Genomic DNA, 21,987 nt, shown 5'->3' on the forward strand with positions numbered 1-21,987 from the left:
CTTTATTAGCTAAGCTCGCTAAGCTAAGTCCGTGAAGGCCTTCACCGTGCACCAGGCCAAGACCCACCTCTCCCGCCTCCTCAAGGCCGTGGAGGAGGGGGAGGAGGTGGTGATCCTGAGGGGCAAAACCCCTGTGGCCAGGCTCGTCCCCTACCGCAAGGGGAAGCGCCCCCTGGGGTTTGTCCCGGGGAGGCTACCCGAGAGCTTCTTTGAACCCCTTCCCGAGGAGGAGCTCGCCCTGTGGGAAGGCGCTACCTCCTAGACACCCACGTCCTCATCTGGGCCCTCACGGAACCCGAGCGGCTGAGCCCTAGGGTCCGGGCGCTTTTGGAGGACCCCGACACCCCCCTTCTCGTCTCCTCAGCCAGCGCCTGGGAGATGGCCACCAAGCACCGCCTAGGGAAGCTTTCCGGCGCCGAGGCGATCTTGGAGGGCCTGGAAGGCCACCTCTCCCGCCTGGGGGCCGAGGAGCTTCCCATAAGGCTTGCCCACGCCCTCCTGGCGGGAAGGCTTCCCGGGGACCACCGGGACCCCTTTGACCGCATCCTGGCCGCCCAGAGCCTGGTGGAAGGCCTCATCCTCCTCACCACCGACCGCGCCTTCCACACCTTCGGCGTGGAGACCCTGTGGTGAAGGACCTCCTGGAGGAACGGGCGCGGGCGCTCGGCCTCCTCTTCGCCTGGGCCCCCCTGGACCTGCCCCCAAAGGCCGAGGCCCGCCACCGGGCCTGGCTAGAGGCGGGCCGCCACGGGGGGATGGCCTACCTCGAGGCCCCGGAGCGCTTCCACCCGAGAAAGCGCTTCCCCTGGGCAAAAAGCGCCCTCCTCCTCTTCGCCCCCTACGCCTACCCCGACCCCGGGACCCCCCCAGGGGGCCTCCGGGTGGGCCGGGTCGCCCGCTACGCCTGGACGCGGGACTACCACCTGGTCCTGGGGGAGGCGCTGAAGGCCCTGGAGGAGGTGGCGAGGGGCCTCGGCCTCGAGGCCAAGGGCTACGTGGACCACGGACCCCTTCCCGAGCGCACCCTCGCCGCTCTCTCCGGGGCGGGCTGGATCGGGAAGAGCGGCTACTTCCTCTCCCAGGCCTTTGGGGTCCACGCCTTTATCGGCGTCCTCCTCACCTCCCTGGAGGTGGAGCCCGCCCCCCTCCACCCTAGCCGCTGCGGCCGCTGTACCCGCTGCCTTTCCGCCTGCCCCACGGAAGCCCTCCTCGGGGACGGCACCCTGGACGCCAGGCGGTGCGTGAGCTACCTCACTATTGAGCACAAGGGCCCCATCCCTCCCTCCCTCTGGCCGGGGATCGGGGACTGGCTTTTCGGCTGCGACCTCTGCGGGGAGGCCTGCCCCTGGGAGAGGTTTGGCAAGGTCTGGAAGGCCTTAAGACCCGAGCCCGAGCTCGCCCACCCGGACCTTCTGGACTTCTTCCGCCTCTCGGGGCGGGCCTTTCAGAGGAAGTACGCAGGCACCGCCTTCCTCCGGGCGGGAAGGGCCCGCATGGCCCGGAACGCCCTCATCGTCCTCTTCAACCTGGGCCTGGGGGAGGCCCTCTTCCTGGAGGCGACCCGGGACCCGAACCCCCTGGTGCGGCGCACCGCCCTGAGGGCCCTCCACCTCACGGGGAAGCCCCTGGACCCCTTCCTCCAGGACCCCGGGCTCCGCGAGGAGGCCCTAGCCCTTCTTGGGGAAGCGCCCGAAGCGGTACACCTGCTCCAGGACGGGAGGGAGGCCCCAGGCCCTGAGGTCAAAGAGCAGGGGGCCTAGGTCGTAGGGCACCTTGAGAAAGCGGGCCTCGAGGGTCTCTGTGTCCAGCACCATGACGTCCGCCCCGTGCTCCCCGGTGAGGCTTAGGCCCACGCTCCCGGGGTCGGCCACGAGGCCCGCCCCCACCCGCCTGGCTAGGGGCAGGTGCCGCCCCCAAGGAGGAGAACCTCCGCCCCGTAGCGCTCCAGGAGGGCGAGGAACGCCTTGGCCTCCCCCAGGAGGTCGGGCCGGGCCTCGGGGTCCCCCGGCATCCCGTGGAAGGCCACGAGGCGCCTCCCCCCGTAGGCCCTGCGGTGGGAGAGCCTGAGGCTGCGGAGGTAGGCGAGCTCCTTCTCCCCAAGCTGCGCCCGCGTCCACTCCAGGGTGGCCTTCCCCACCCCCTCGGGCAGGGGCTCGGGGAAGGGGTAGGCCACCCTTAGGTCCCAGGCCCCGGCGATGGCGGCAAGCCCTTCCTTCCAGACCTTGTGGATCACCTGCCTAGGGTGGGGCCCGTAGCCCACCAGGTCCCCGAGGACCAGAACCTCGTCCACCCCCTCGGCCCGTAGGACCTCCAGGGCGGCCTCGAGGGCGGGGAGGTTGGCGTGAAGGTCCGAGAGGACCCCAAGGCGCATGGGCCCATTCTGCCATTCCGCCAGCCAAGGCCTGTGAAAACTGGCCTCGAGGGGATATGGTGGAGGGGTGCGGGCTCTTCTCCTCGGCCTCCTCCTGGCCCTCACCCTGCCTCCCTTTCCCTTCGGGTTCCTCGCCCCCCTGGTCCTGGCCCTTCTCCTCCACGGGGGGTTCCGCACGGGCTTCCTCATGGGCCTGGGGTTTTGGAGCCTGCACCTCATCTGGCTTCCCCAAAGCTTTGCCCAGCTCTTTGGCCCCTTGGGGGCCTTGCCCTTTTTGCCCCTGGTCCTGGTCAAGGCCTTGAGCTTTGGCCTCCTCTTCGCCCTCACCCCCAATGCCCCCATGCGCATCGGGGGGTGGGTGGTGCTGGAGTGGCTCACGGAACAGGGCGAGCTCGCCTTCCCCTGGGGGTTTCTGGGCTACGCCCTGGTGGAGGCCCCGGGCCGCATCCTCGCCGCCTGGGGCGGGGTCTATCTCCTCTCCCTCCTCGTCCTCCTCGTGGCCTATGGCCTTCGGGCGAGGCGGCCTTGGGTCCTCCTCCTTTGGGCCCTCCTCTGGCTCCTTCCCCTCCCCGAGGCGCACCCCGAGGGCAAGGCCCTTTTGGTCCAGGGGAACATCAACCCCTTAAGGAAGTTCCAGGGGGAGCTGGACGAGGCGGTCTACCTGAGGCTCACCGAGGCGGGGCTTCGGGCCCACCCCGAGGCGGACCTCGTGGTCTGGCCCGAGACCGCGGTCTGGCGGATCCCCCAAGAGGCGGAGGCCCTCCTCCAAGGCCGCCCCCTCCTCACCGGCCTCAACCTCTATGGCCCCAACCGGGCGGTGCTCTACCGGGAGGGCAAGCTCCTCGGCCACTACGACAAGACCCGCCTCGTCCCCTTCGGGGAGCGCTTCCCCTTCCGGGAGGCCTTGGGGGGGGTCTACGCCTTCTTCTTCCGGGCCATGGGGCTTGGGGACCTCACCGACCGCCTCCCCGGAGATCGGGTGGCCCCCATCGGGCCCTACGGCGTCCTCATCTGCTATGAATCCGTCTTCCCCTCGGTGGCCCGGGGCCTGGCGCGGGAAGGGGCCAGGGTCCTCGTCCTCCTCACCAACGACGCCTGGTTCGGCCCTTCCTTCGGGGGCAGGCAACACTTCGCCCTGGGACGCTTAAGGGCGGTGGAGACGGGGCGCTGGCTCCTCAGGGCCGGGAACGACGGGATCACCGCAAGCGTTGACCCCTTCGGCCGGGTGGTGGCGGAAATCCCCCCACACCAAGAGGGCTTCCTCCTCGCCCCTTACGCCCTAAGGACGGGCCTCACCCCTTACGCCCGCTTTGGGGACTGGGCGGTGGGCCTGGCGTTGACCATCTTCCTCCTTGGCCTTATCCTTAGGGTGCGTCCGCCGGGGTGGCGGAATCGGTAGACGCGGCAGACTCAAAATCTGCTGTCCGCAAGGACGTGCGGGTTCGAGTCCCGCCCCCGGCACCAAGGGGCCCCGAAAGGGGCCTTTTTTTCTGGATGCGGGCTTGCGCCAGCGCGAAGGCCCCGGGGCCCCCGCGCTATTCCTTGTCCCAAAGGGCGAGGACGTAGCCTTCCGCCACCAAGAAGCGGGGCGGGCTTCCCAAAGCCTCCCGGAAGAGGCCCTCCAGGGCTTCCAAGGAGAACCTCCGCCCAAGGGGCGGCCCCACCTCCTCCTCCCGGTAAGGCCACTCCAAGACGGCCACGCGCCGGGCCACCCGGGAGGCCTCCCGGAGGGCGGGAACGGGGTCCAGGTGGTGGAGGGCGAGGCCGAAGAAGGCGAGGTCAAAGCTTCTGTCGGGGAAGGGCAGGGCCTCGGCCCGCCCCTCCACGAACCGGGCCCCCTTCACCTTGGCCCGGGCCACCTCCAGGCGATCCGCCCTGGGGTCCAGGCCCACGACGAAGAGGCCCAAGGCGGCGAAGGCCTCGGCGAAGACCCCGGTGCCGGTGCCGATGTCCAAGACGCTTTTCGCCTTTAGGCCCTCCAGGGCCTTCCTAGCGATCTCCCCCGGAGGAAAGCGCCTAAGCCTTTCCTCCTTGCGGAAGGGGTCCCCTGCCTCGCAGGCGTTGGTGAAAAGGGCCCACATCACCAACGCCCCCTCCTCCGCCGCCTTCTGGAAGGCCCTTTGCAGGGTGAGGAAGACCTCTTCCTCCTTTCCGGAAACCTCCGAGTGGGTGGGGAAGACGCGGTAGCTCGCCCCGCTTTCCTCCAGGGCCAGGAGGGCTTTCTCCACCGCCCTGTAGTCCCCCTGGAGGAGGGGGTAAAGGGCGAAAAGGGCCTTCACCGCCATCTCCCCAAGTATAGGGCGGGGCGGTTCCCCGCGCGCCTTCCCGCAAGGTCCGCCTCCTCGTAGGGGGATTGGCCTCGGGGGCGAGAAACACCGCTTCCCCTTCCGCCTCAGGAGGCCCTAGGAGGGCCTTCAGGTCCTCCCGGGCGAGGAAGCGGGCCCGGGCCCAGGGGAGGACGCCCTTTTCCCCGATCCTCCGGTAGAGGGCGGCCCAGGGGGAGAGGGCCTCGAGGACCCCCACCACAAGGGCCCCGCCCGGACGGAGGACGCGCCGGGCCTCGAGGAGGACCCGCTCCACGTCCTCCACGAACTCCAGGGTGGTGAAGAGGAGGACCACGTCAAAGCTTTCCCCGGGGAAGGGCAGGGCCTCGCCCCAAGCCCGCACCCAGGTGGCCTCGGGCGCCCGCCTCCTCCCCACGGCGAGCATGGCCTCGGAAGGCTCCACCCCCACCTTTTGGGGATAGGAAAGGCGCCTAAGCCAGTACCCGGTCCCCGCGCCCACCTCGAGGAGGCTTTCCCCCGGGGGAAGGAGCCCCTTCAGGGCCCTCTCCTCCTCGGCGATGACGTAGGCCCCCAAGGGGGTCTCGTACCAGGCCTCGTAGGCCTCGGCTAGAGAAGCGAAGGGGTCCACACCCCTAGTCTAGTCGCACCGCCACGCCCTCGTCGGGCCGCAGGAAAAGCCTCTCCCCCACCCTCTCCTCCCGGTCCAGGTGGGTGGAAAGGACCACCCTCCCCCCGCGCGGAAGCTCCAGGGCCTTCTCCTTCTCCGTGAGGTTCAGGGCCACAAGCCACCCCTCCCCCGGAGGTAGGCGTAGACCCCCTCCCTCGCCCGGTAGGTGCGGTAGGCCCCATAGAGAAGGTCGGGGTCCTTCCTCAAGGCGATGAGGCGGCGCACCAGGTGGAGCATGGAGCGGGGGTCTTGCTCCTGGGCGGCCACGTTCCGCGTCCTGTAGTCGGGGTTCAGGGGAAGCCAGGGCTCCACCGTGGAAAACCCCCCGTAGGGGGAGGCGTCCCAGGGCATGGGCGTCCGCTCGGGGTCCCGGCCCAGGGTGTGGTAGGCGGTGGGCTCCCGGTCCCTCTGCCTCAGGGCCGCAGGGTCTTGCACCTTCTCCGGGGGATGAGGCCGTTGGGCAGGGCGAGCTCGTCCCCGTAGTACCAGGTGGGGGTGCCCCTCAAGGTGAAGAGGAGCATGGCCGCGACCCGGGCCTGGGGCTCCCCCAGGCGGGAGGCGAGGCGGGGCTGGTCGTGGTTGCCCAGGACCCAGTTGGGCCAGTCCCAGCGGGTGAGGAGGCCCTCGTAGGACTCCACGATCCGGGCGAGGTTTTCGGGCCGCCAGTCGGGAAGCCCCTCGGTGATGAGGCTGAAGTTGAAGGGCAGGTGGCACCCGGCGGCGTAGTAGCGCACCAGGCGGGGAAGGGGCAGGTAGATCTCCCCCACCATCACCCGCTCCCTCCCGGGCTCGGAGAACTCGTCCAGGACCTGGCGCATCTCCCGCACGTAGGCGTAGGTCTCCGGCTGGTCCTCGGTGTAGAGGTGCTCGTGCCGGGCCCGATCCGGAAGGCCAGGCCGCCAAAGGGGGCTTCCCGGCTCGTCCCGAAAGAGGGGGTCCTTGGCCAGAAGCCAAAGCACGTCCACCCGGAAGCCGTCCACCCCCCTCCTGAGCCAGAAGCGCATGACCTCCTTGATCGCCTCCCGCACCTCGGGATTGCGCCAGTTGAGGTCGGGCTGCTCGGGGAGGAAGAGGTGGAGGTAGTACTGGCCCGTGGCCTCGTCCAGGGTCCAGGCGGGGCCGCCGAAGAAGCTCTGCCAGTTGTTGGGGGGGTCGCCGTCCGGGGCGGGGTCTTTCCAGATGTACCAGTCCCGCTTGGGGCTATTCCGGGAGGCGCGGGACTCCAAAAACCAGGGGTGCTCGCTGGAGGTGTGGTTCGGCACCAGGTCCACGAGGACCTTAAGCCCCAGGGCGTGGGCCTCCCCTAGGAGGCGGTCAAAGTCCTGAAGGGTCCCGAAGACGGGGTCCACGTCGCAGTAGTCGGCCACGTCGTAGCCGAAGTCCTTCATGGGGCTTTTGTAGAAGGGGGAAAGCCAGAGGGCGTCCACCCCAAGGACTTGAGGTAGGGAAGCCGCCTGCGGATGCCCTCGAGGTCCCCCACCCCGTCCCCGTTCGTGTCTTGGAAGCTCCGGGGGTAGACCTGGTAGATGACCGCCCTTTGCCACCAGCTCATGACCCGGAGTCTACACCGCTTTGTGGCCCGGAGTCTACACCGCTTTGGGGCACCTCCGGCGTATAGCGGCCCGCCAGGGCGGCGAGCAGCCTCCCCCAGGTCACGATGCCGAGGAGCCTCCCTTCCCCGTCCACCACGGGGAGGGGCAGGGGGGTCTCGCTGAAGAAGGGCAGGGCCTCCTCCAGGGTCTGGTCCGGCCGGAGGGTGGGCAGGGGCTCGAGGTAGGGGGTGAGGTCCTGGCCGTCCCCCTTCTTCAGGGCCTCGGCCAGGACTTCGGCGCGCACGACCCCGAGGAAGCGCCGGTTCCGGTCCACCGCGTAGGCGGAGGCCACCCCCACCTGCCCCATCTTGCGCAAGGCGGCCCGCAGCCCCTCCCGGCCCAGGGTGACCGTGACCGCCTCCCGCATGAGCCCCTCCACCCGGTAGACCATGGCCGGGTTCACCCCCTCCACGAAGGCGGCCACGTACTCGTTCGCCGGGCGGGCGAGGACCTCCTCCGAGGCCCCCACCTGGACCACCTTGCCGTCTTTCATGATGGCGATACGGTCGCCGATGCGGTTGTGGACCCGGGCGCTTTCCCAGTCGTAGTCGGCGAAGACGATGGTCCGGTTGGTCTCGCACTTCTGGGCCAGGCCCAGGCCCGCCAAGGCGAGAAGCGCCAGCGTCACGAAAGCTTTGCGCACACTATCACCTCCTCGGAACACCCTAAGGAGGGAAGGTGAACCTCTTATGAACCCAAGGGGCGAAGCGCCGCCATCCTCCCGAGGAGGCGCCAAAGCGGGGAAGGCCCGGAAGGAGCTTTTTTATGGGATTATAGGCAAATTAGTGCACGCTAAATACACTTAATCTTGCGCTAACAAAGCCTCCGCCCCGTCCCCAAGGCCTATCCTGGGAGGAGGATGGGGCTCATCATCGTGGCCAACCGGGCGCCCTTCCGCCTGACCCCCGAGGGGCTCGTCCCCGCGGTGGGCGGACTCGCCACCGCGCTTCTCCCGGTCCTGGAGAGGCGCCATGGCGTCTGGGTGGCGGCCGGGGAGTGGCGGGAGAAGGGCCAAGCCGCCACCCCCCGGGAAAGCCAGGTCCGCCTGGAACAGGTCTTCCTACCGGAGAAGGAGTGGCAGGGCTACTACGGGGGGTTCTCCAACCGGGTCCTCTGGCCCCTCTGCCACTACTTCTTGGAGCGGGTGGAGCTCAGGCGGGACTTCTACCAGGACTACCAGCGGGCCAACCGCCGCTTCGCCGAGCGGGTGGCCCAGGTCTTCCGCGAGGGGGACACGGTCTTCGTCCAGGACTACCACCTCCTCCTCCTTCCCCGCCTCCTCCGGGAGAGGATCCCGGCGAAAATCGGGTTCTTTTTCCACATCCCCTGGCCCTCCAGCGGGGTCTTCCGCATCCTGCCCTGGGGCAGGGCCTTGGTGGAGGGCGTTCTGGGGGCCGACCTCATCGGCTTCCACACCCCGGAGTACGTGGAGAACTTCCTGAGGACCGCCGCCTACTACGGCTACCAGGTGGAGGAAAACCGGGTGCGGGTGGGGGAAAGGTGGGTGCGGGTGGAGGCCCACCCCTTGGGGATCGACACGGGGCGCTTCGGGGAGCTCGCCCAGGACCCCCACATCGGCCTCCACGCCCGGGCCCTCAAGCGGCTCGCAGGGGCGGAGCGGCTCATCCTCGGGGTGGACCGGCTGGACTACACCAAGGGAATTTTGGAAAGGCTCCTCGCCTACGAACGCCTCCTCCAGTCCTACCCCCAGTGGCGGGGCCGGGTGGCCTTCTTCCAGATCGCCACTCCAAGCCGCACCAGCGTCCACGCCTACCGGGAGCTCAAGCGGCGGGTGGACGAGGTGGTGGGGCGGATCATGGGGAGCTTCCTCAGGGAGGACTGGGTGCCCCTCCGCTACTTCTACCAGACCTACACCCAAGAGGAGCTCGCCGCCTTTTACCGGGCGGCGGACGTGGCCCTCATCACCCCCTTGAGGGACGGGATGAACCTGGTGGCCATGGAGTACGCCTACACCACGGAGGACGGGGTCCTGGTCCTCTCCAACCTGGCGGGGGCGGCGGAGTACCTGAAGGAGGCCCTTTTGGTCAACCCCTACGACCTGGACGGGATGGCCCAGGCCCTGGACCGGGCCCTGCGCATGCCCGGAGGGGAACGCCGGGAAAGGCTTTCCGCCTTGAAGGCCCGCATTGAGGCCTTGGACGTCCAGGGCTGGGCGGAGCGCTTCCTCGCCTCCTTGGAGGAGGGATGAGGGCGGAAAACCCCGTCTTCTTTCTGGACTACGACGGCACCCTGGCCCCCATCGCCCAAAGGCCCGAGGAGGCCTTCCCCCACCCCGAGGCCCCCCGGGTCCTCCGGGCCCTCATGGAGCGCCACCCCGTCTACGTGGTCACGGGAAGAAGGGTGAGGGACCTCGAGCCCCTCCTCCCCCTCCCGGGCCTTCCCGTGGTGGGGGGGCACGGCCTGGAGGAGGGGGTGCTTTTCGGGGAGGTGCGGCCCCTCTTCCCCGTGGACCTTGGCCCCTTGCGGGCAAGGCTTCCCTCCTGCCCCGGGGTGCGGGTGGAGGACAAGGGCTTCGCCCTGGCCCTGCACTACCGGGGGGCGGAGGACGAGGAGAAGGCCCGGGCCTGCCTCGAGGCCTGGCTTAAGGCGGTGGAGGGGCTCCTTGAGGCCTTGGGCCTCGAGGCCCTCCCCGGCAAGAAGGTCCTGGAGCTCAAGCCCAAGGGGGTGGACAAGGGCCAAGCGGTCCTTAGGCTCCTAAAGCGCCACCCGGGCCGCACCCCCATTTACATCGGAGACGACACCACCGACGAGGCGGCCTTCCAAGCCCTGAAGGGCCGGGGCCTCACCTTCAAGGTGGGGGAAGGCCCCACGGCGGCCCAAGGCCGGCTCAAGGACGTGGAGGAGGTCATAGCCTACTTGAAAACCTACCTCTGACCCTCTAGCCTTTAGGCCGTGGACCCCCTCTGGTACAAGGACGCGGTGATCTACCAGCTCCATGTCCGCTCCTTCTTTGACGCCAACAACGACGGCTACGGGGACTTTGAGGGCCTGAGGCGGAAGCTTCCCTACCTGGAGGAGCTCGGGGTCAACACCCTCTGGCTCATGCCCTTCTTCCAGTCCCCCTTGAGGGACGACGGATACGACATCTCCGACTACTACCAGATCCTCCCCGTCCACGGGACCCTGGAGGACTTCAAACGCTTCCTGGACGAGGCCCACGGCCGGGGGATGAAGGTGATCATTGAGCTCGTCCTGAACCACACCTCCATTGACCACCCCTGGTTCCAGGAGGCGAGGAAGCCAGGAAGCCCCATGCGGGACTGGTACGTGTGGAGCGACACCCCGGAGAAGTACAAGGGGGTCCGGGTCATCTTCAAGGACTTTGAAACCTCCAACTGGACCTTTGACCCCGTGGCCAAGGCCTACTACTGGCACCGCTTCTACTGGCACCAGCCCGACCTCAACTGGGACAACCCCGAGGTGGAGAAGGCCATCCACCAGGTCATGTTCTTCTGGGCCGACCTGGGGGTGGACGGCTTCCGCCTGGACGCCATCCCCTACCTCTACGAGCGGGAGGGGACCTCCTGCGAGAACCTCCCCGAGACCATTGAGGCGGTGAAGCGCCTGAGGAAGGCCCTGGAGGAGCGCTACGGCCCCGGGAAGATCCTCCTCGCCGAGGCCAACATGTGGCCGGAGGAAACCCTCCCCTACTTCGGGGACGGGGACGGGGTCCACATGGCCTACAACTTCCCCCTGATGCCCCGGATCTTCATGGCCCTAAGGCGGGAGGACCGGGGGCCCATTGAGACCATGCTCAAGGAGACGGAGGGGATCCCCGAGACCGCCCAGTGGGCCCTCTTCCTCCGCAACCACGACGAGCTCACCCTGGAGAAGGTCACGGAGGAGGAGCGGGAGTTCATGTACGAGGCCTACGCCCCCGACCCCAAGTTCCGCATCAACCTGGGGATCCGCCGCCGCCTCATGCCCCTCCTCGGGGCGACCGCAGGCGGTACGAGCTCCTCACCGCCCTCCTCCTCACCCTGAAGGGCACGCCCATCGTCTACTACGGGGACGAAATCGGCATGGGGGACAACCCCTTCCTTGGGGACCGGAACGGGGTCAGAACCCCCATGCAGTGGTCCCAAGACCGCAACGCCGGCTTCTCCCGCGCCCCCTACCACGCCCTCTTCCTTCCCCCCGTGAGCGAGGGGCCCTACAGCTACCACTTCGTCAACGTGGAAGCCCAGCGGGAAAACCCCCACTCCCTCCTGAGCTTCAACCGCCGCTTTCTCGCCCTGAGGAACCAGCACGCCAAGATCTTCGGCCGGGGGAGCCTCACCCTTCTTCCCGTGGAGAATCGGCGCGTCCTCGCCTACCTGAGGGAGCACGAGGGGGAAAGGATCCTGGTGGTGGCCAACCTCTCCCGCTACACCCAGGCCTTTGACCTCCCCTTGGAGGCCTACCAAGGCCTCGTCCCCGTGGAGCTCTTCTCGCAGCAACCCTTCCCCCCGGTGGAGGGGCGCTACCGCCTGACCCTGGGCCCCCACGGCTTCGCCCTCTTCGCCCTGAAGCCCGTGGAGGCGGTGCTCCACCTCCCCTCCCCCGACTGGGCCGAGGAGCCCGCCCCCGAGGAGGCCGACCTGCCCCGGGTCCACATGCCCGGGGGGCCGGAGGTCCTCCTGGTGGACACCCTGGTCCACGAAAGGGGGCGGGAGGAGCTCTTAAACGCCCTCGCCCAGACCCTGAAGGAGAAGAGCTGGCTCGCCCTCAAGCCGCAAAAGGTGGCCCTCCTGGACGCCCTCCGCTTCCAGAAGGACCCGCCCCTTTACCTCACCCTGCTCCAGCTGGAGAACCACAGGACCCTCCAGATCTTCCTCCCCCTCCTCTGGTCCCCCCAGAGGCGGGAAGGCCCCGGCCTCTTCGCCCGCACCCACGGCCAGCCCGGCTACTTCTACGAGCTCTCCTTGGACCCAGGCTTCTACCGCCTCCTCCTCGCCCGCCTTAAGGAGGGGTTTGAGGGGCGGAGCCTCCGGGCCTACTACCGCGGCCGCCACCCGGGTCCCGTGCCCGAGGCCGTGGACCTCCTCCGGCCAGGCCTCGCGGCGGGGGAGGAGGTCTGGGTCCAGCTCGGCCTCGTCCAAGACGGGGGCCTGGACCGCACGGAGCGGGTCCTCCCCCGCCTGGACCTCCCCTGGGTCCTCCGGCCCGAAGGGGGCCTCTTCTGGGAGCGGGGCGCCTCCAGAAGGGTCCTCGCCCTCACGGGAAGCCTCCCCCCGGGCCGCCCCCAGGACCTCTTCGCCGCCCTGGAGGTCCGGCTCCTAGAAAGCCTTCCCCGCCTCCGGGGGCATACCCCCGGGACCCCAGGCCTCCTTCCCGGGGCCCTGTACGAGACCGAGGCCCTGGTCCGCCTCCTCGGGGTGCGCCTCGCTCTCCTCCACCGGGCCCTTAGAGAAGTGGAGGGGGTGGAGGGGGGCCACCCCCTCCTAGGCCGCGGCCTCGGGGCCTTCTTGGAGCTTGAGGGGGAGGTGTACCTCGTGGCCCTGGGCGCGGAGAAGCGGGGCGCGGTGGAGGAGGACCTGGCCCGCCTGGCCTACGACGTGGAGCGGGCCGTGCACCTCGCCCTCGAGGCCCTGGAGGCGGAGCTTTGGGCCTTTGCCGAGGAGGTGGCCGACTACCTCCACGCCGCCTTCCTCCAAGCCTACCGCTCCGCCCTCCCCGAGGAGGCCCTGGAGGAGGCGGGCTGGACGCGGCACATGGCCGAGGTGGCGGCGGAGCACCTCCACCGGGAGGAAAGGCCCGCCCGCAAGCGCATCCACGAGCGCTGGCAGGCCAAGGCCGGTAAAGCCTAGGCGCCCGGTAGCCCTTCAGCCCCGGGCCACGGGGGCCTTGGGGTGGAAGACGGCCTCCTCGGGGAGGAGGCGGCGCTTCTTGGCCCGGCGGTAGACGGCGTCCCACATGCGGCAGAAGGCGCACACCGCCCCCGTGGTGGGGTAGCCGCACCGCTCGCACTCCCTCAGGGCCACCTCCTCTCCCACGTCCAGGCGGGGCCGGATCTTCTCCAGGAAGCCCTCGAGGAAGCGGAGCTTGGCCCCGGGCATGGACCGCTCCACCAGGTTCAGGGCCTCCTTGTAGAGGAGGCTTTTCGCCCCCTTGGCGTTCGGGCACTCCTCGTGAAGGTAGCGGATCCCCCTAAGGAGGGTGTAGGAGAGGACCTCCCTTTCGCTAAAGCGGTAGAAGGGCTTGACCCGGGCGGCGAGGCCGGGCTTTTCCGGCAGGACGGGCCCCTGGCGGGAAAGGGTCTCCTCCTGAGGGTTCAGGAGGTTCCCGAAGAGGACGGCGGCCTCGTCGTCCAGGTTGTGCCCCGTGGCCACCACGCGGAAGCCCTCCTCCACCGCCACCTGGTTGATGATGTAGCGCTTGGAGAGGCCGCAGGCGGAGCAGGCCACCCGCCCGGAAAGCCGGGCGAGCTCGGGGACCCCGAAGCCGTAGGCCTCCTTCAGGTCCACCACGAGAAGCTCCAAGCCCCTTTCCCGGGCGAAGGCCTGGGTGACCTCGAGGCTCCTCTTGGAGTACTCCCCGATGCCGAGCTCAATGTGGAGCCCCACGGCCTGGTAGCCCAGGCGGCTTAGCACGTCCCAAAGGGCCAGGGAGTCCTTCCCCCGGAGACCGCCACCAGAACCCTCTCCCCGGGGAGGAGCATCCGGTGTCGGCGGATGGCCCTCTCCGTCTCCTTGACGAACCAGTCCAGGTAGTGCTCCCGGCAGAGGGCAAGCCCCCGGGATCTCATCTCCACCTGGGCCTTTTGCCCGCAGACCTTGCAGACCACGCTACCCTCCCGAGATGGCGGAGAGGACCTCTAGGGTGTCCTCCTCGCGCACCTCATCCTCCAGGGTGAGGAGCTCCTCGCCCCGCACCGCCACCACGGTCTCCGGGTTCAGGCCAAGCTCCTCCAGAACCTCCCTTAAGGGCCGGTTCCCCTTGACCTCCACCTCCTTGCGCTCGGGCAGGCGCAGAACGATCCTCACCCCGCTAGTGTAGCAGGTGGGGGGCCACAAGCTCCGTGAGCCGCTGCAAGGTCAGGCGGTTCCGCTTCGCGATCTCCTCCCGCCTGGGGATCTCCGGGTAGGCCCCTTCGGGGTCGTGGAGGGTGGGGGTGAGGGGCTTGCCGAGCCGCGCTTCCCAGGTCCTAAGCCACCCCTCGGGAAGGCGCTCGGGCAGGGGAAGGCCGTGGAAGAGGTGGTAGAGGAGGGCCCAGACCCTCACCGTCCCGTCCAGGCTGTACCCGCCCCCTAAGGTGAAGAGGACCCTTCCCCCGGCGTAGGCCTCGGCGTACTCCAGGAGGAGGCGGAAAAGCCTCTCGTAGGCCCGGGCGGTGAGGAGGAGGTCGGCCAAGGGGTCCAGGTAGTGGGCGTCCGCCCCCGCCTGGACCACGAGGACGTCGGGGCGGAAGGCCTTAAGGGCCCAGGGCACCAGGGCCTCAAAGACCTCGAGGTAGCTTTCGTCCTCGGTGAAGGGCTCCAGGGGGAGGTTGAGCTTCTTCCCCAGGCCCGCCCCCCGGCCGATCTCGTAGACGTGCCCCGTCCCCGGGAAGAGGTAGCGTCCCGACTCGTGGAGGCTTAGGGTGAGGACCTCCCCCTCCTCGTAGTGGATCCACTGCACCCCGTCCCCGTGGTGGACGTCAATGTCCACGTAGGCCACGCGGAGCCCGGCCCGGGTCATGTGGCGGATGGCCACGGAGAGGTCGTTGTAGACGCAAAACCCCGAGGCGCGGTCGTACTGGGCGTGGTGGAGACCCCCGCCCAGCTGCAAGACCCGCTTTTCCCCGGCCAAAATCCTTCTCGCCCCCTCCAGGGTCCCCCCCACCAGGATCCGGGCCGCCCGGTCCATGCCGGGGAAGACGGGGGTGTCCCCCGTGCCCAGGCCGTAGTGCTCTAGGTCAGGGAAAAGCTCCCCCCGGCTTGCCGCCTCCACCCGCTTCACCAGGCGCTCGGAGTGGACCGAAAGCACCTCCTCCCGGGTGGCCTCGGGGGGGCAAGGGGATTTTGCCACGCCTCGAGGGCCTGAAGAAGGGAAGTGAGCATCTCCAGGCGCACCGGGCTGAAGGGGTGGTCCGGGCCGAAGTTGTAGAGGCGGTACTCCTCCCGGTAGATCACCATGGCTTCTTGGGGGGCCAGAGGACCTCAAACCCCTCCCGCCGCAGGGCCTCGGCCAGGAGGTGGGCCTCCAGGGTGTTCACCCGCACCACCGCCCGCACGTAATCCCCATCCTCGGGATAGGAGAGAAGGGAGTGGATGTTCACCCCCCGCCCCGCCAAAAACCCGGTGAGCCGGGCGAGCTCGCCCACGCGGTCGGGGAGGCGCACCTCCAGCCTTCCCGAGGGCTCGGTGACCCCCGTAAGCCTGAGGAGGCCGTCCAGGAGGTCAATTCCCGTGACGATGCCCACCAGCTCCCCGTCCTCCAAGACGGGCAGGCACCCGATCTTCCGCTCCCGCATCACCCGGGCCGCCTCCTCCACAGGGTCTAGGGGGTGGGCGGTGACCACCCCCCGGGTCATCACCTCCTCCACCCGGGTGCACCCGGGGCAGGGCCCTTTGGGGTTCAGGTGGCTCGTGGCCAGGCGGATGTCCCGGTCGGTGATGATGCCCACAAGCCGCCCGTCCTGCACCACGGGGAGGTGGCGGATGCCCTTTTCCAGGAGGAAGCGGTAGGCTTCCTCGAGGGTCGTCTCCGGCCCCACGGTGAACACCGGGTGGCGCATCACGTCCCTGACCAGCATGGGCCCAGTATACGGCGAAAGGGCCCCGGAGGCCGGGGCCCTAGGGCTTTCGCCGTTAGAGGATATCGTCCCGGATGCAAGCCTTGTAGTGGCCCGGGGCCACCTCCTTGAGCTCGGGGACCACCTGGGCGCACTCGGGCAGGGCGTAGCGGCAGCGGGTGCGGAAAACGCACCCCGAAGGCGGGTTGATGGGGGATGGGATATCCCCCTGGAGGACGATCCTTTCCCGCTTCACCGTGGGGTCCGGGATGGGCACCGCCGAAAGCAGCGCCTCCGTATAGGGGTGCTTGGGGTTGCGGTAAAGCTCCCGGGCGGGGGCGATCTCCATGATCTTGCCCAGGTACATCACCGCCACCCGGTCGGAGATGTACTCCACCACCGCCAGGTCGTGGGCGATGAAGAGGAGGGTGAGCCCGAGCTCCTCTTTGAGGTCCTGGAGGAGGTTCACCACCTGGGCCTGGATGGAGACGTCCAGGGCGGAAACCGGCTCGTCCGCCACGATGAACTCCGGCGCCACCGCCAAGGCCCGGGCGATCCCGATCCTCTGCCTCTGCCCCCCGGAGAACTCGTGGGGGTAGCGGCGCATGTGGTCCGGGGAGAGGCCCACCAGCTTGAGAAGCTCCGCCACCCGCTCGGTGCGCTCCTGAGGGGTCTTGCCGATCCCATGGATCACGAGGGGCTCGGCGATGATGTCCCCCACGGTCATCCGCGGGTTCAGAGAGCTAAAGGGGTCCTGGAAGATGATCTGCATGCGGCGACGGAAGGGCCTGAGCTTCTCCCGGGGAAGCTCTGTGATGTCCTGCCCGTCAAAGAGAATCCGCCCCCCCGTGGGCTCAATTAGGCGGAGCACGGTGCGGCCCACCGTGGTCTTGCCGCTTCCCGACTCCCCCACAAGCCCCAGGACCTCCCCCTTCCTTATGGCGAAGGAGACCCCGTCCACCGCCTTGACGCTCCCCACCACCCGGGAGAGCACCCCGCCCCGGATGGGGAAGTGCTTCTTGAGGTCCTTGACCTCGAGGAGGACCCCGTTCATGCCCTAACCTCCCGGATCTCCCGCCAGCGCACGCACCGCACCCGGCGGCCCTCCCCCGCCTCCTCCAAGGGCGGCACCTCCCGATCGCACACCCCCTCCACGTAGTACTTGCACCGGGGTGGAAGGCGCACCCAGGCGGCAGATACAGGGGGTTCGGCACGTTCCCAGGAATCGCCTCAAGCCGCTGCCGGTGCTCCGCCGCCAGGTCCAGCCGCGGCACCGAGTTCAAAAGCCCCTCCGTGTACGGGTGCAAAGGGTTCTGGAAAAGCGGCACCACGTCCGACTCCTCCACCGCCCGCCCCGCGTACATCACCACCACCCGGTCCGCCATCTCCGCCACCACCCCCAGGTTGTGGGTGATGAAGAGAATGCTCATCCCAATCTCCTCCTGGAGCTTCTTCATCAGCTCCAGGATCTGCGCCTGGATGGTCACGTCCAAGGCGGTGGTGGGCTCGTCGGCGATGAGCAAGGAGGGGTTGCAGGAAAGGGCCATGGCGATCATCACCCGCTGCCGCATACCCCCGACATCTGGTGGGGGTAGTTGGCCAGGCGCTTCTTGGGCTCGGGAATGCCCACCAGGTCCAGCATGTGGGCCGCCAGCTCCATGGCCTCCTTTCGGCTTTTCCCCTGGTGGAGCATGATCGCCTCGGCGATCTGGTCCCCCACGGTGTACACCGGGTTCAGGGAGGTCATGGGCTCCTGGAAGATCATGGCGATGTCGTTGCCCCGGATGCGGCGCATCTCCGCCTCCGAAAGCTTGGTCAGGTCCCGCACCTGCCCGTCCTTGCCGCGGAAGAGCACCTCCCCCCCACGATCCGCCCAGGGGGTGTGGGAATCAAGCGCATGATGGCCAAGGAGGTCACGCTCTTCCCAGAGCCCGACTCCCCCACCACCGCCAGGGTCTCCCCTTTGTCCACGTGGAAGGAAACCCCGTCCACCGCCTTCACCACCCCGTCGTCGGTGAAGAAGTGGACCTTGAGGTCTTTCACCTCCAACAGCCGCTTTTCGTCCATGCGCGCTCCTTCGGGCACTGCCCCAAAGACACCTCACCCGTTATACGCCATACCCCGCTAAAAGAGAAGGGGCTAAGTCCTCCGCCTGGGGTCCAAGGCGTCCCTCAGGCCATCCCCCAGGAAGTTCCAGGAAAGCACCGAGAGGAAGATGAAAAACCCCGGCCAAAGCACCCAGGGGCGGTCGGTGAAGGAGGCGAAGCCCCCCTGCTGCGCCGCCTGCAGGAGGAGGCCCCAGCTGGTGTAGGGCTCCGTCACCCCCAGGCCCAGGAAGGAAAGGCCGCTTTCCCCCAGGATGAAGCCCGGGATGGTGAGGGAAAGGCTCACGATCACGTAGCTCGCCGTGGCGGGAAGCACGTGGCGGGCGATGATGCGCCCGTCCGAGGCCCCGAGGGCCCTGGCCGCCTGCACGTAGTCCATCTCCCTCACGGAAAGCACGATCCCCCGCACCACCCGGGCAAGCCCCCCCAGCCGATGAAGCCCAGGAGGCCCACCACCAGGTAGAAGGTGAAGAGGGGGTCGATGTTGGTGGGGAAAACCGCCCGCAAGGAGATGAGGAGGAAGAGGCTGGGGATGGCGGCGATGATCTCCACCGTGCGCATGATGAGGTCGTCAGGGTCCAGGCGCAGGGGCTCGCGGAAAACCCGGCGCAGGATGAGGTAGAAGGCCCCAAGGCCCAGGAGGAGGACCAGCCCATCCACCCCCCAGGAGAAGGGGTCGCGGCCCGGACTCAGGCGAACGAAGGTCCAGGCTAGGAAGAGGGCCCCCACCCCGAGCCCCAGCCAGAGGAGGAGGCTCAAAGGACCCAGAAGGAGGCCAAGCCCCCGCCAGGCAGAAGGGGGAATGGAAAGGGCGAAGGGCCTACCGGAGAAATACCCCGCAATCCCCCCAAAAGAAGCCCCAGGGCAAAGGAAACCAGGGCGGAGAGGATGCCGATGGTCAAGGACACCTGCCCCCCGTAGACGATGCGGCTATAGAGGTCGCGGCCGAAGTTGTCGGTGCCCATGAGGAAGATCCTCCCCGGGGGGTCCACCCCGAAAAGCCGCAGGTCGGAGCGGAAGACCTTGAAAATGGTGTAAGGCTGCTCCGGGGTCCGGACGAAGAAGCGCAGGTAGAACTTCCCCTGGCTAGGGTCTTCCTCGTACTTGGGCTGGAGGGAAACGGGGTCAATGGTCCGCTTGGTGGCGTAGACAAAGGGCCGGGTGAGCTTCCCCGTTTCCGGGTCCACGAAGTGGATGCGGGTGGGAGGGTGATGGCCCTTCGGGGGGTAGAGCTCGTAGTAGTTGGGGTCGTAGGGGCTGAAGAAGCCGGCGAAAGCGGCCATCAGGTAGAGCACCAGGAGGATGCGCCCACCCCAGACCGCCAGGCGGTGCTTGCGGAACTGGCGCAGGACCAGATGCGTCCGGGTAGCGTTGAGGGACGTAGCCATAGCTCACCCCCTATTCGTAGCGGATCCTGGGGTCCACCCAGGCCAGAAGGAGGTCAGAGATCAGGTTGCCGATCATGAGGAGGACCAGGCTCACGGTGAGGAAACCCGCGATCACGTAAAGGTCCTGGTTGGCGATGGCGTCCAGGAAAAAGGGGGTAATACCCGGCCAGGCCATGACCACCTCCACGAACCCCGCCCCGGAGATGAGGCTGGGGAGCAACCCCCCAAGGTGGCCACGAAGGGGATCACCGCGTTGCGGAAGGCGTGTTTGTAAAGCACCACCCGCTCCCCGAGCCCCTTGGCCCGGGCGGTGCGGATGTAGTCCTGCGCCAACACCTCCAGCATCTGCCCCCGCATGAGCCGGGAAAGCCCAGCGATGTCGTTGGCGGTGGCCACCAGCACAGGCACCACCGCATGCCAGGCGATATCCAGGATCTGGCGCAAGGGCGGCATCTGCTCGAAGCCGCTGGAGGTCATGCCGGAGACAGGGAAGATGAGGGTGCCCGTGCGGAACTTAATCTGCAGGAGGACGTAGATGGCGATGAGGGCCAGGAAGAAGCTGGGTACGGAAAGGCCGATGTAGGCCAAGAAGGAAAGGATCCTGTCCCCCAGGGAGTACTGGCGCACCGCCCCATAGACCCCGATGGGGATGGCCACCAGGTATAGGAGGAGGGTGGAGGGGATGACGATGACCATGGAGTTCACCACTCGAGGCCAGATCACCTCCAGCACCGGAGCCTGATAGGCAAAGGAATAGCCCAGGTTCAGGTGCAGGAGGTTGTTCATCCACAGGAGGTACTGCTCGTAGATGGGCCGGTCCAGGCCGAACTGGGCCCTAAGGCGGGCGATGGTCTCCGGGGTTACCTTGGGATCCAGCTCCAGCTGGGTCAGGTAATCCCCCGGGGCCAGCTGGATGATGAGAAACGCCAAAAAGGTGGCCCCGAAAAAGGTGGGGATCAGGTAGAGGATGCGGCGAAGGATGTAGGCGGTCATGGCTCCAAAGGGCCCCCGGGGCCATGGGCCCCGGGGGACGCGCAGGGTCAGCTCATTTCTTGATGAAAGTCAGCTCCAGCTCCCGCTGGCCCCAGATAGCGCTGATGATGGCGTCGGGATGCTCGCCGCCCAAGCGGTTGTTCCAGGCGGGGTGGTAGTTGGGCCCGGCGATGTAAATGACGGGCAGGAGCTGGGCCTCAATCTCCTGCATGCGGTAGCCGATCTCCACCCGCTTCTTGAAGTCCAGCTCGGTGCGGCCACGGGAGTAAAGGGCATCCAGCTGGGTTTCCCTGGGGTCCAGGCACTGACCGGACTTGTTCCACATGTGCAGGTTGCCCTTGCAGGGCACCACGTTGGAGCTGAAAGGCCAGTCCAGACCGCCGCCGGAGAGGCCGATGATGATGGCGTCAAAGGGCCGGTCGGGGCCCGAGGAGAGGAGCTGGCCCACCAGGGTGTTGAAGTCTATGGCCTGGAAGTTGACCTTGACCCCCACCTTCTTGGCCTCGTCCACGATGAGCTTGGCGATCTGCTCCCGCTGGTTGTTTCCGGCATTGGTGGAAAGGTTAAACTCCAATCTTCTGCCTTTGGAGTCCACCAGGTAGCCTTCCCTGTCCTTCTTGGTGAAGCCGAGCTCGGCAAGGAGCTTGGCCGCCTGCTGCAGGTTGTACTCGTACTTGGGCACCTTGGGGTTGATCCACTGGGTAAGCACGGGGTAAACGCTCGTGTACATGGGGGTGCCCAGACCGCCGTAGACGATGTCGATCACCGCCTGGCGGTTCACGATGTGGCTCATGGCCCGCCGGAACTTGTCGGAGCGGAAGAGGCTTTGCTTGAAGGGATCCGAGGCCTTGTTCCAGTTGAAGACCATGAACTGGCTGCTGGCCACCGGGGAAGCGTTCACCTTGAGGGTGGCGTCCAGCCGGCCCTGCTGGATGGCCTGGCGCACCTGGGAGATGTGGTCCACGGTGGAGGGGGTAAAAATATCGATGTTCCCCGCCAGGAACTCGGCCAGCGCGGCGTTGATGTCCTTAACGATCTTGATCTCGTAGCGGTCCAGGTAGGGCAGGGGGTTGCCCGCCGCGTCCTTGTTCCACTCCCCGAAGGCGGGGTTGCGCTTCAGCACCAGGCGCTCCCCCGGGCGGTAGCTCTCGATGAGCCAGGGCCCCCCGGACACGATGTTCCCGGGCTTCTCGTTCAGGGTCCACATCTTCTTGATGCCCTCGGCCCCTTCCTTCTGGTAGACGGGCCCGAAGACGTGGGCTGGCCAGGGCTCAAAGCTGGCCACGGCAAAGGCTTCCGCATCCGTCTTGGGGTAGATGAAGCGCAGGGTATAGTCGTCAATCTTTTTAAGGGTTATGGGCTTGCCGTCGATAAAGAAGGAGTCGTAGCTGTTGGACCCCACCGCCTTATCCGTGTGGATGCGCCAGGTCATGATCCAGTCGTCGGCGGTGATGGGCTTGCCATCGGACCACTTCATGCCCCTGCGGATCTTGAAGGTGATCTCCAGCTTGTTGGGGCTGACGGTCCAGGACTCGGCCATGTAAGGGATCCAGTCCCCGGTGGTAGGGTCCCGCCTAACCAAGCCCCTATCTCCGGAGATGATGTCAGGAACGTTCCCCGCCTCTGCGGCGATAAAGGGGTTAAAGGTCCGGTAGTCGGAGATAACCGCTGCCCGCAGGGTACCGCCCCTCTTGACCTCAGAGGGCTTGGCCACCGTCCACTTCTGCGGCCAGACGAAGGTCTGGGCGCTAGCCACTCCGGCTAAAGCTAAAGCCGCCGCCAACCAGAAAGCTTTCCTCATAGGTTTCCTCCCGAAACCTTACGCTGGTCAAGGTACCCCCACTCCTTGGACCCTGTCAAGGGTGAGGGG

Annotated in this window: 14 protein-coding genes, 1 tRNA gene and 8 pseudogenes; 9 read left to right on the top strand and 14 right to left on the bottom strand. The window is 67.6% G+C overall.

From position 1 onward, the window contains the following. Window positions 1–31 precede the first annotated feature (31 nt). The 3 genes from AV541_RS08260 to queG are packed head-to-tail and all read left to right on the top strand — an operon-like array spanning window position 32 to window position 1,760. The gene (locus AV541_RS08260) at window positions 32–262 is read left to right on the top strand and encodes a type II toxin-antitoxin system Phd/YefM family antitoxin (RefSeq protein WP_008631765.1); all 231 of its coding nucleotides are present in this window, start codon (window positions 32–34) and stop codon (window positions 260–262) included. Continuing rightward, window positions 241–633: a type II toxin-antitoxin system VapC family toxin gene (locus tag AV541_RS08265; RefSeq protein WP_060384675.1), complete on the top strand. Its 393-nt coding sequence runs from the start codon at window positions 241–243 to the stop codon at window positions 631–633. The genes AV541_RS08260 and AV541_RS08265 overlap by 22 nt, the downstream gene beginning before the upstream one ends. Further along, on the top strand, window positions 627–1,760 hold the full coding sequence (gene queG / locus AV541_RS08270) for a tRNA epoxyqueuosine(34) reductase QueG (protein ID WP_060384676.1): 1,134 nt from the start codon (window positions 627–629) through the stop codon (window positions 1,758–1,760). Before AV541_RS08265 ends, queG begins: the two co-directional genes overlap by 7 nt. On the opposite strand, the pseudogene AV541_RS08275 reads toward queG, so the two are convergent. After that, window positions 1,668–2,371 (bottom strand): annotated as a pseudogene (locus AV541_RS08275) (metallophosphoesterase family protein). The gene queG and the pseudogene AV541_RS08275 overlap by 93 nt on opposite strands. A 67-nt stretch (window positions 2,372–2,438) precedes the next feature. On the opposite strand from AV541_RS08275, the gene lnt reads away from it, so the two are divergent. Continuing rightward, window positions 2,439–3,770, top strand: a complete 1,332-nt coding sequence (gene lnt, locus AV541_RS08280; protein ID WP_082709666.1) for an apolipoprotein N-acyltransferase — start codon at window positions 2,439–2,441, stop codon at window positions 3,768–3,770. After that, a tRNA-Leu gene (locus AV541_RS08285) sits at window positions 3,749–3,835 on the top strand. The genes lnt and AV541_RS08285 overlap by 22 nt, the downstream gene beginning before the upstream one ends. Window positions 3,836–3,906: 71 nt before the next feature. On the opposite strand, the gene AV541_RS08290 is transcribed toward AV541_RS08285, so the two are convergent. From AV541_RS08290 to AV541_RS08305, 4 genes and pseudogenes are all read right to left on the bottom strand, one after another. Further along, a complete protein-coding gene (locus AV541_RS08290) occupies window positions 3,907–4,656 on the bottom strand; it encodes a methyltransferase domain-containing protein (protein WP_060384677.1) in 750 nt (249 codons plus the stop codon). Next, window positions 4,647–5,284: pseudogene (locus tag AV541_RS13415) on the bottom strand (class I SAM-dependent methyltransferase). The gene AV541_RS08290 and the pseudogene AV541_RS13415 overlap by 10 nt, the downstream one beginning before the upstream one ends. Window positions 5,285–5,288: 4 nt before the next feature. Continuing rightward, window positions 5,289–6,875, bottom strand: a pseudogene (locus AV541_RS08300) (alpha-amylase family glycosyl hydrolase). Next, complete coding sequence (locus tag AV541_RS08305) at window positions 6,872–7,558, bottom strand: CBS domain-containing protein (protein ID WP_244880511.1); 687 nt, start codon at window positions 7,556–7,558, stop codon at window positions 6,872–6,874. The pseudogene AV541_RS08300 and the gene AV541_RS08305 overlap by 4 nt, the downstream one beginning before the upstream one ends. Window positions 7,559–7,774: 216 nt before the next feature. Between AV541_RS08305 and otsA the strand changes: the two genes are divergently transcribed. Genes otsA through AV541_RS13165 form a run of 4 tightly spaced genes read left to right on the top strand, consistent with a single transcriptional unit; the run spans window position 7,775 to window position 12,725 of the window. Beyond that, complete coding sequence (gene otsA, locus AV541_RS08310; protein ID WP_060384678.1) at window positions 7,775–9,124, top strand: alpha,alpha-trehalose-phosphate synthase (UDP-forming); 1,350 nt, start codon at window positions 7,775–7,777, stop codon at window positions 9,122–9,124. Continuing rightward, complete coding sequence (gene otsB, locus AV541_RS08315) at window positions 9,121–9,810, top strand: trehalose-phosphatase (RefSeq protein WP_060384679.1); 690 nt, start codon at window positions 9,121–9,123, stop codon at window positions 9,808–9,810. The genes otsA and otsB overlap by 4 nt, the downstream gene beginning before the upstream one ends. Window positions 9,811–9,828: 18 nt before the next feature. Then, a complete protein-coding gene (locus AV541_RS12610) occupies window positions 9,829–10,920 on the top strand; it encodes an alpha-amylase family glycosyl hydrolase (RefSeq protein ID WP_276325491.1) in 1,092 nt (363 codons plus the stop codon). Between the two features lie 11 nt (window positions 10,921–10,931). Further along, the gene (locus AV541_RS13165; protein ID WP_476756170.1) at window positions 10,932–12,725 is read left to right on the top strand and encodes an alpha-glucosidase C-terminal domain-containing protein; all 1,794 of its coding nucleotides are present in this window, start codon (window positions 10,932–10,934) and stop codon (window positions 12,723–12,725) included. A 15-nt stretch (window positions 12,726–12,740) separates the two neighbouring features. On the opposite strand, the pseudogene ttuA reads toward AV541_RS13165, so the two are convergent. From ttuA to AV541_RS08365, 9 genes and pseudogenes are all read right to left on the bottom strand, one after another. Then, window positions 12,741–13,702: pseudogene (gene ttuA / locus AV541_RS08325) on the bottom strand (tRNA-5-methyluridine(54) 2-sulfurtransferase). Between the two features lies 1 nt (window position 13,703). After that, a complete protein-coding gene (gene ttuB / locus AV541_RS08330; RefSeq protein ID WP_008631736.1) occupies window positions 13,704–13,901 on the bottom strand; it encodes a sulfur carrier protein TtuB in 198 nt (65 codons plus the stop codon). Window positions 13,902–13,905: 4 nt separating this feature from the next. Beyond that, window positions 13,906–15,032: pseudogene (locus AV541_RS08335) on the bottom strand (acetoin utilization protein AcuC). Beyond that, the gene (locus tag AV541_RS08340; protein ID WP_008631733.1) at window positions 15,026–15,652 is read right to left on the bottom strand and encodes an acetoin utilization AcuB family protein; all 627 of its coding nucleotides are present in this window, start codon (window positions 15,650–15,652) and stop codon (window positions 15,026–15,028) included. The pseudogene AV541_RS08335 and the gene AV541_RS08340 overlap by 7 nt, the downstream one beginning before the upstream one ends. Before the next feature lie 55 nt (window positions 15,653–15,707). Next, window positions 15,708–16,685: an ABC transporter ATP-binding protein gene (locus AV541_RS08345; protein ID WP_060384680.1), complete on the bottom strand. Its 978-nt coding sequence runs from the start codon at window positions 16,683–16,685 to the stop codon at window positions 15,708–15,710. Beyond that, window positions 16,682–17,698, bottom strand: a pseudogene (locus tag AV541_RS08350) (ABC transporter ATP-binding protein). Before AV541_RS08350 ends, AV541_RS08345 begins: the two are co-directional and overlap by 4 nt. A gap of 72 nt (window positions 17,699–17,770) precedes the next feature. Beyond that, window positions 17,771–19,124: pseudogene (locus AV541_RS13420) on the bottom strand (ABC transporter permease). Between the two features lie 10 nt (window positions 19,125–19,134). Continuing rightward, a pseudogene (locus AV541_RS08360) lies at window positions 19,135–20,117 on the bottom strand (ABC transporter permease). Window positions 20,118–20,169: 52 nt separating this feature from the next. After that, the gene (locus AV541_RS08365) at window positions 20,170–21,918 is read right to left on the bottom strand and encodes an ABC transporter substrate-binding protein (RefSeq protein ID WP_060384681.1); all 1,749 of its coding nucleotides are present in this window, start codon (window positions 21,916–21,918) and stop codon (window positions 20,170–20,172) included. Window positions 21,919–21,987 lie beyond the last annotated feature (69 nt).

The sequence above is a fragment of the Thermus parvatiensis genome, from assembly GCF_001535545.1.
GTDB lineage: Bacteria > Deinococcota > Deinococci > Deinococcales > Thermaceae > Thermus > Thermus parvatiensis.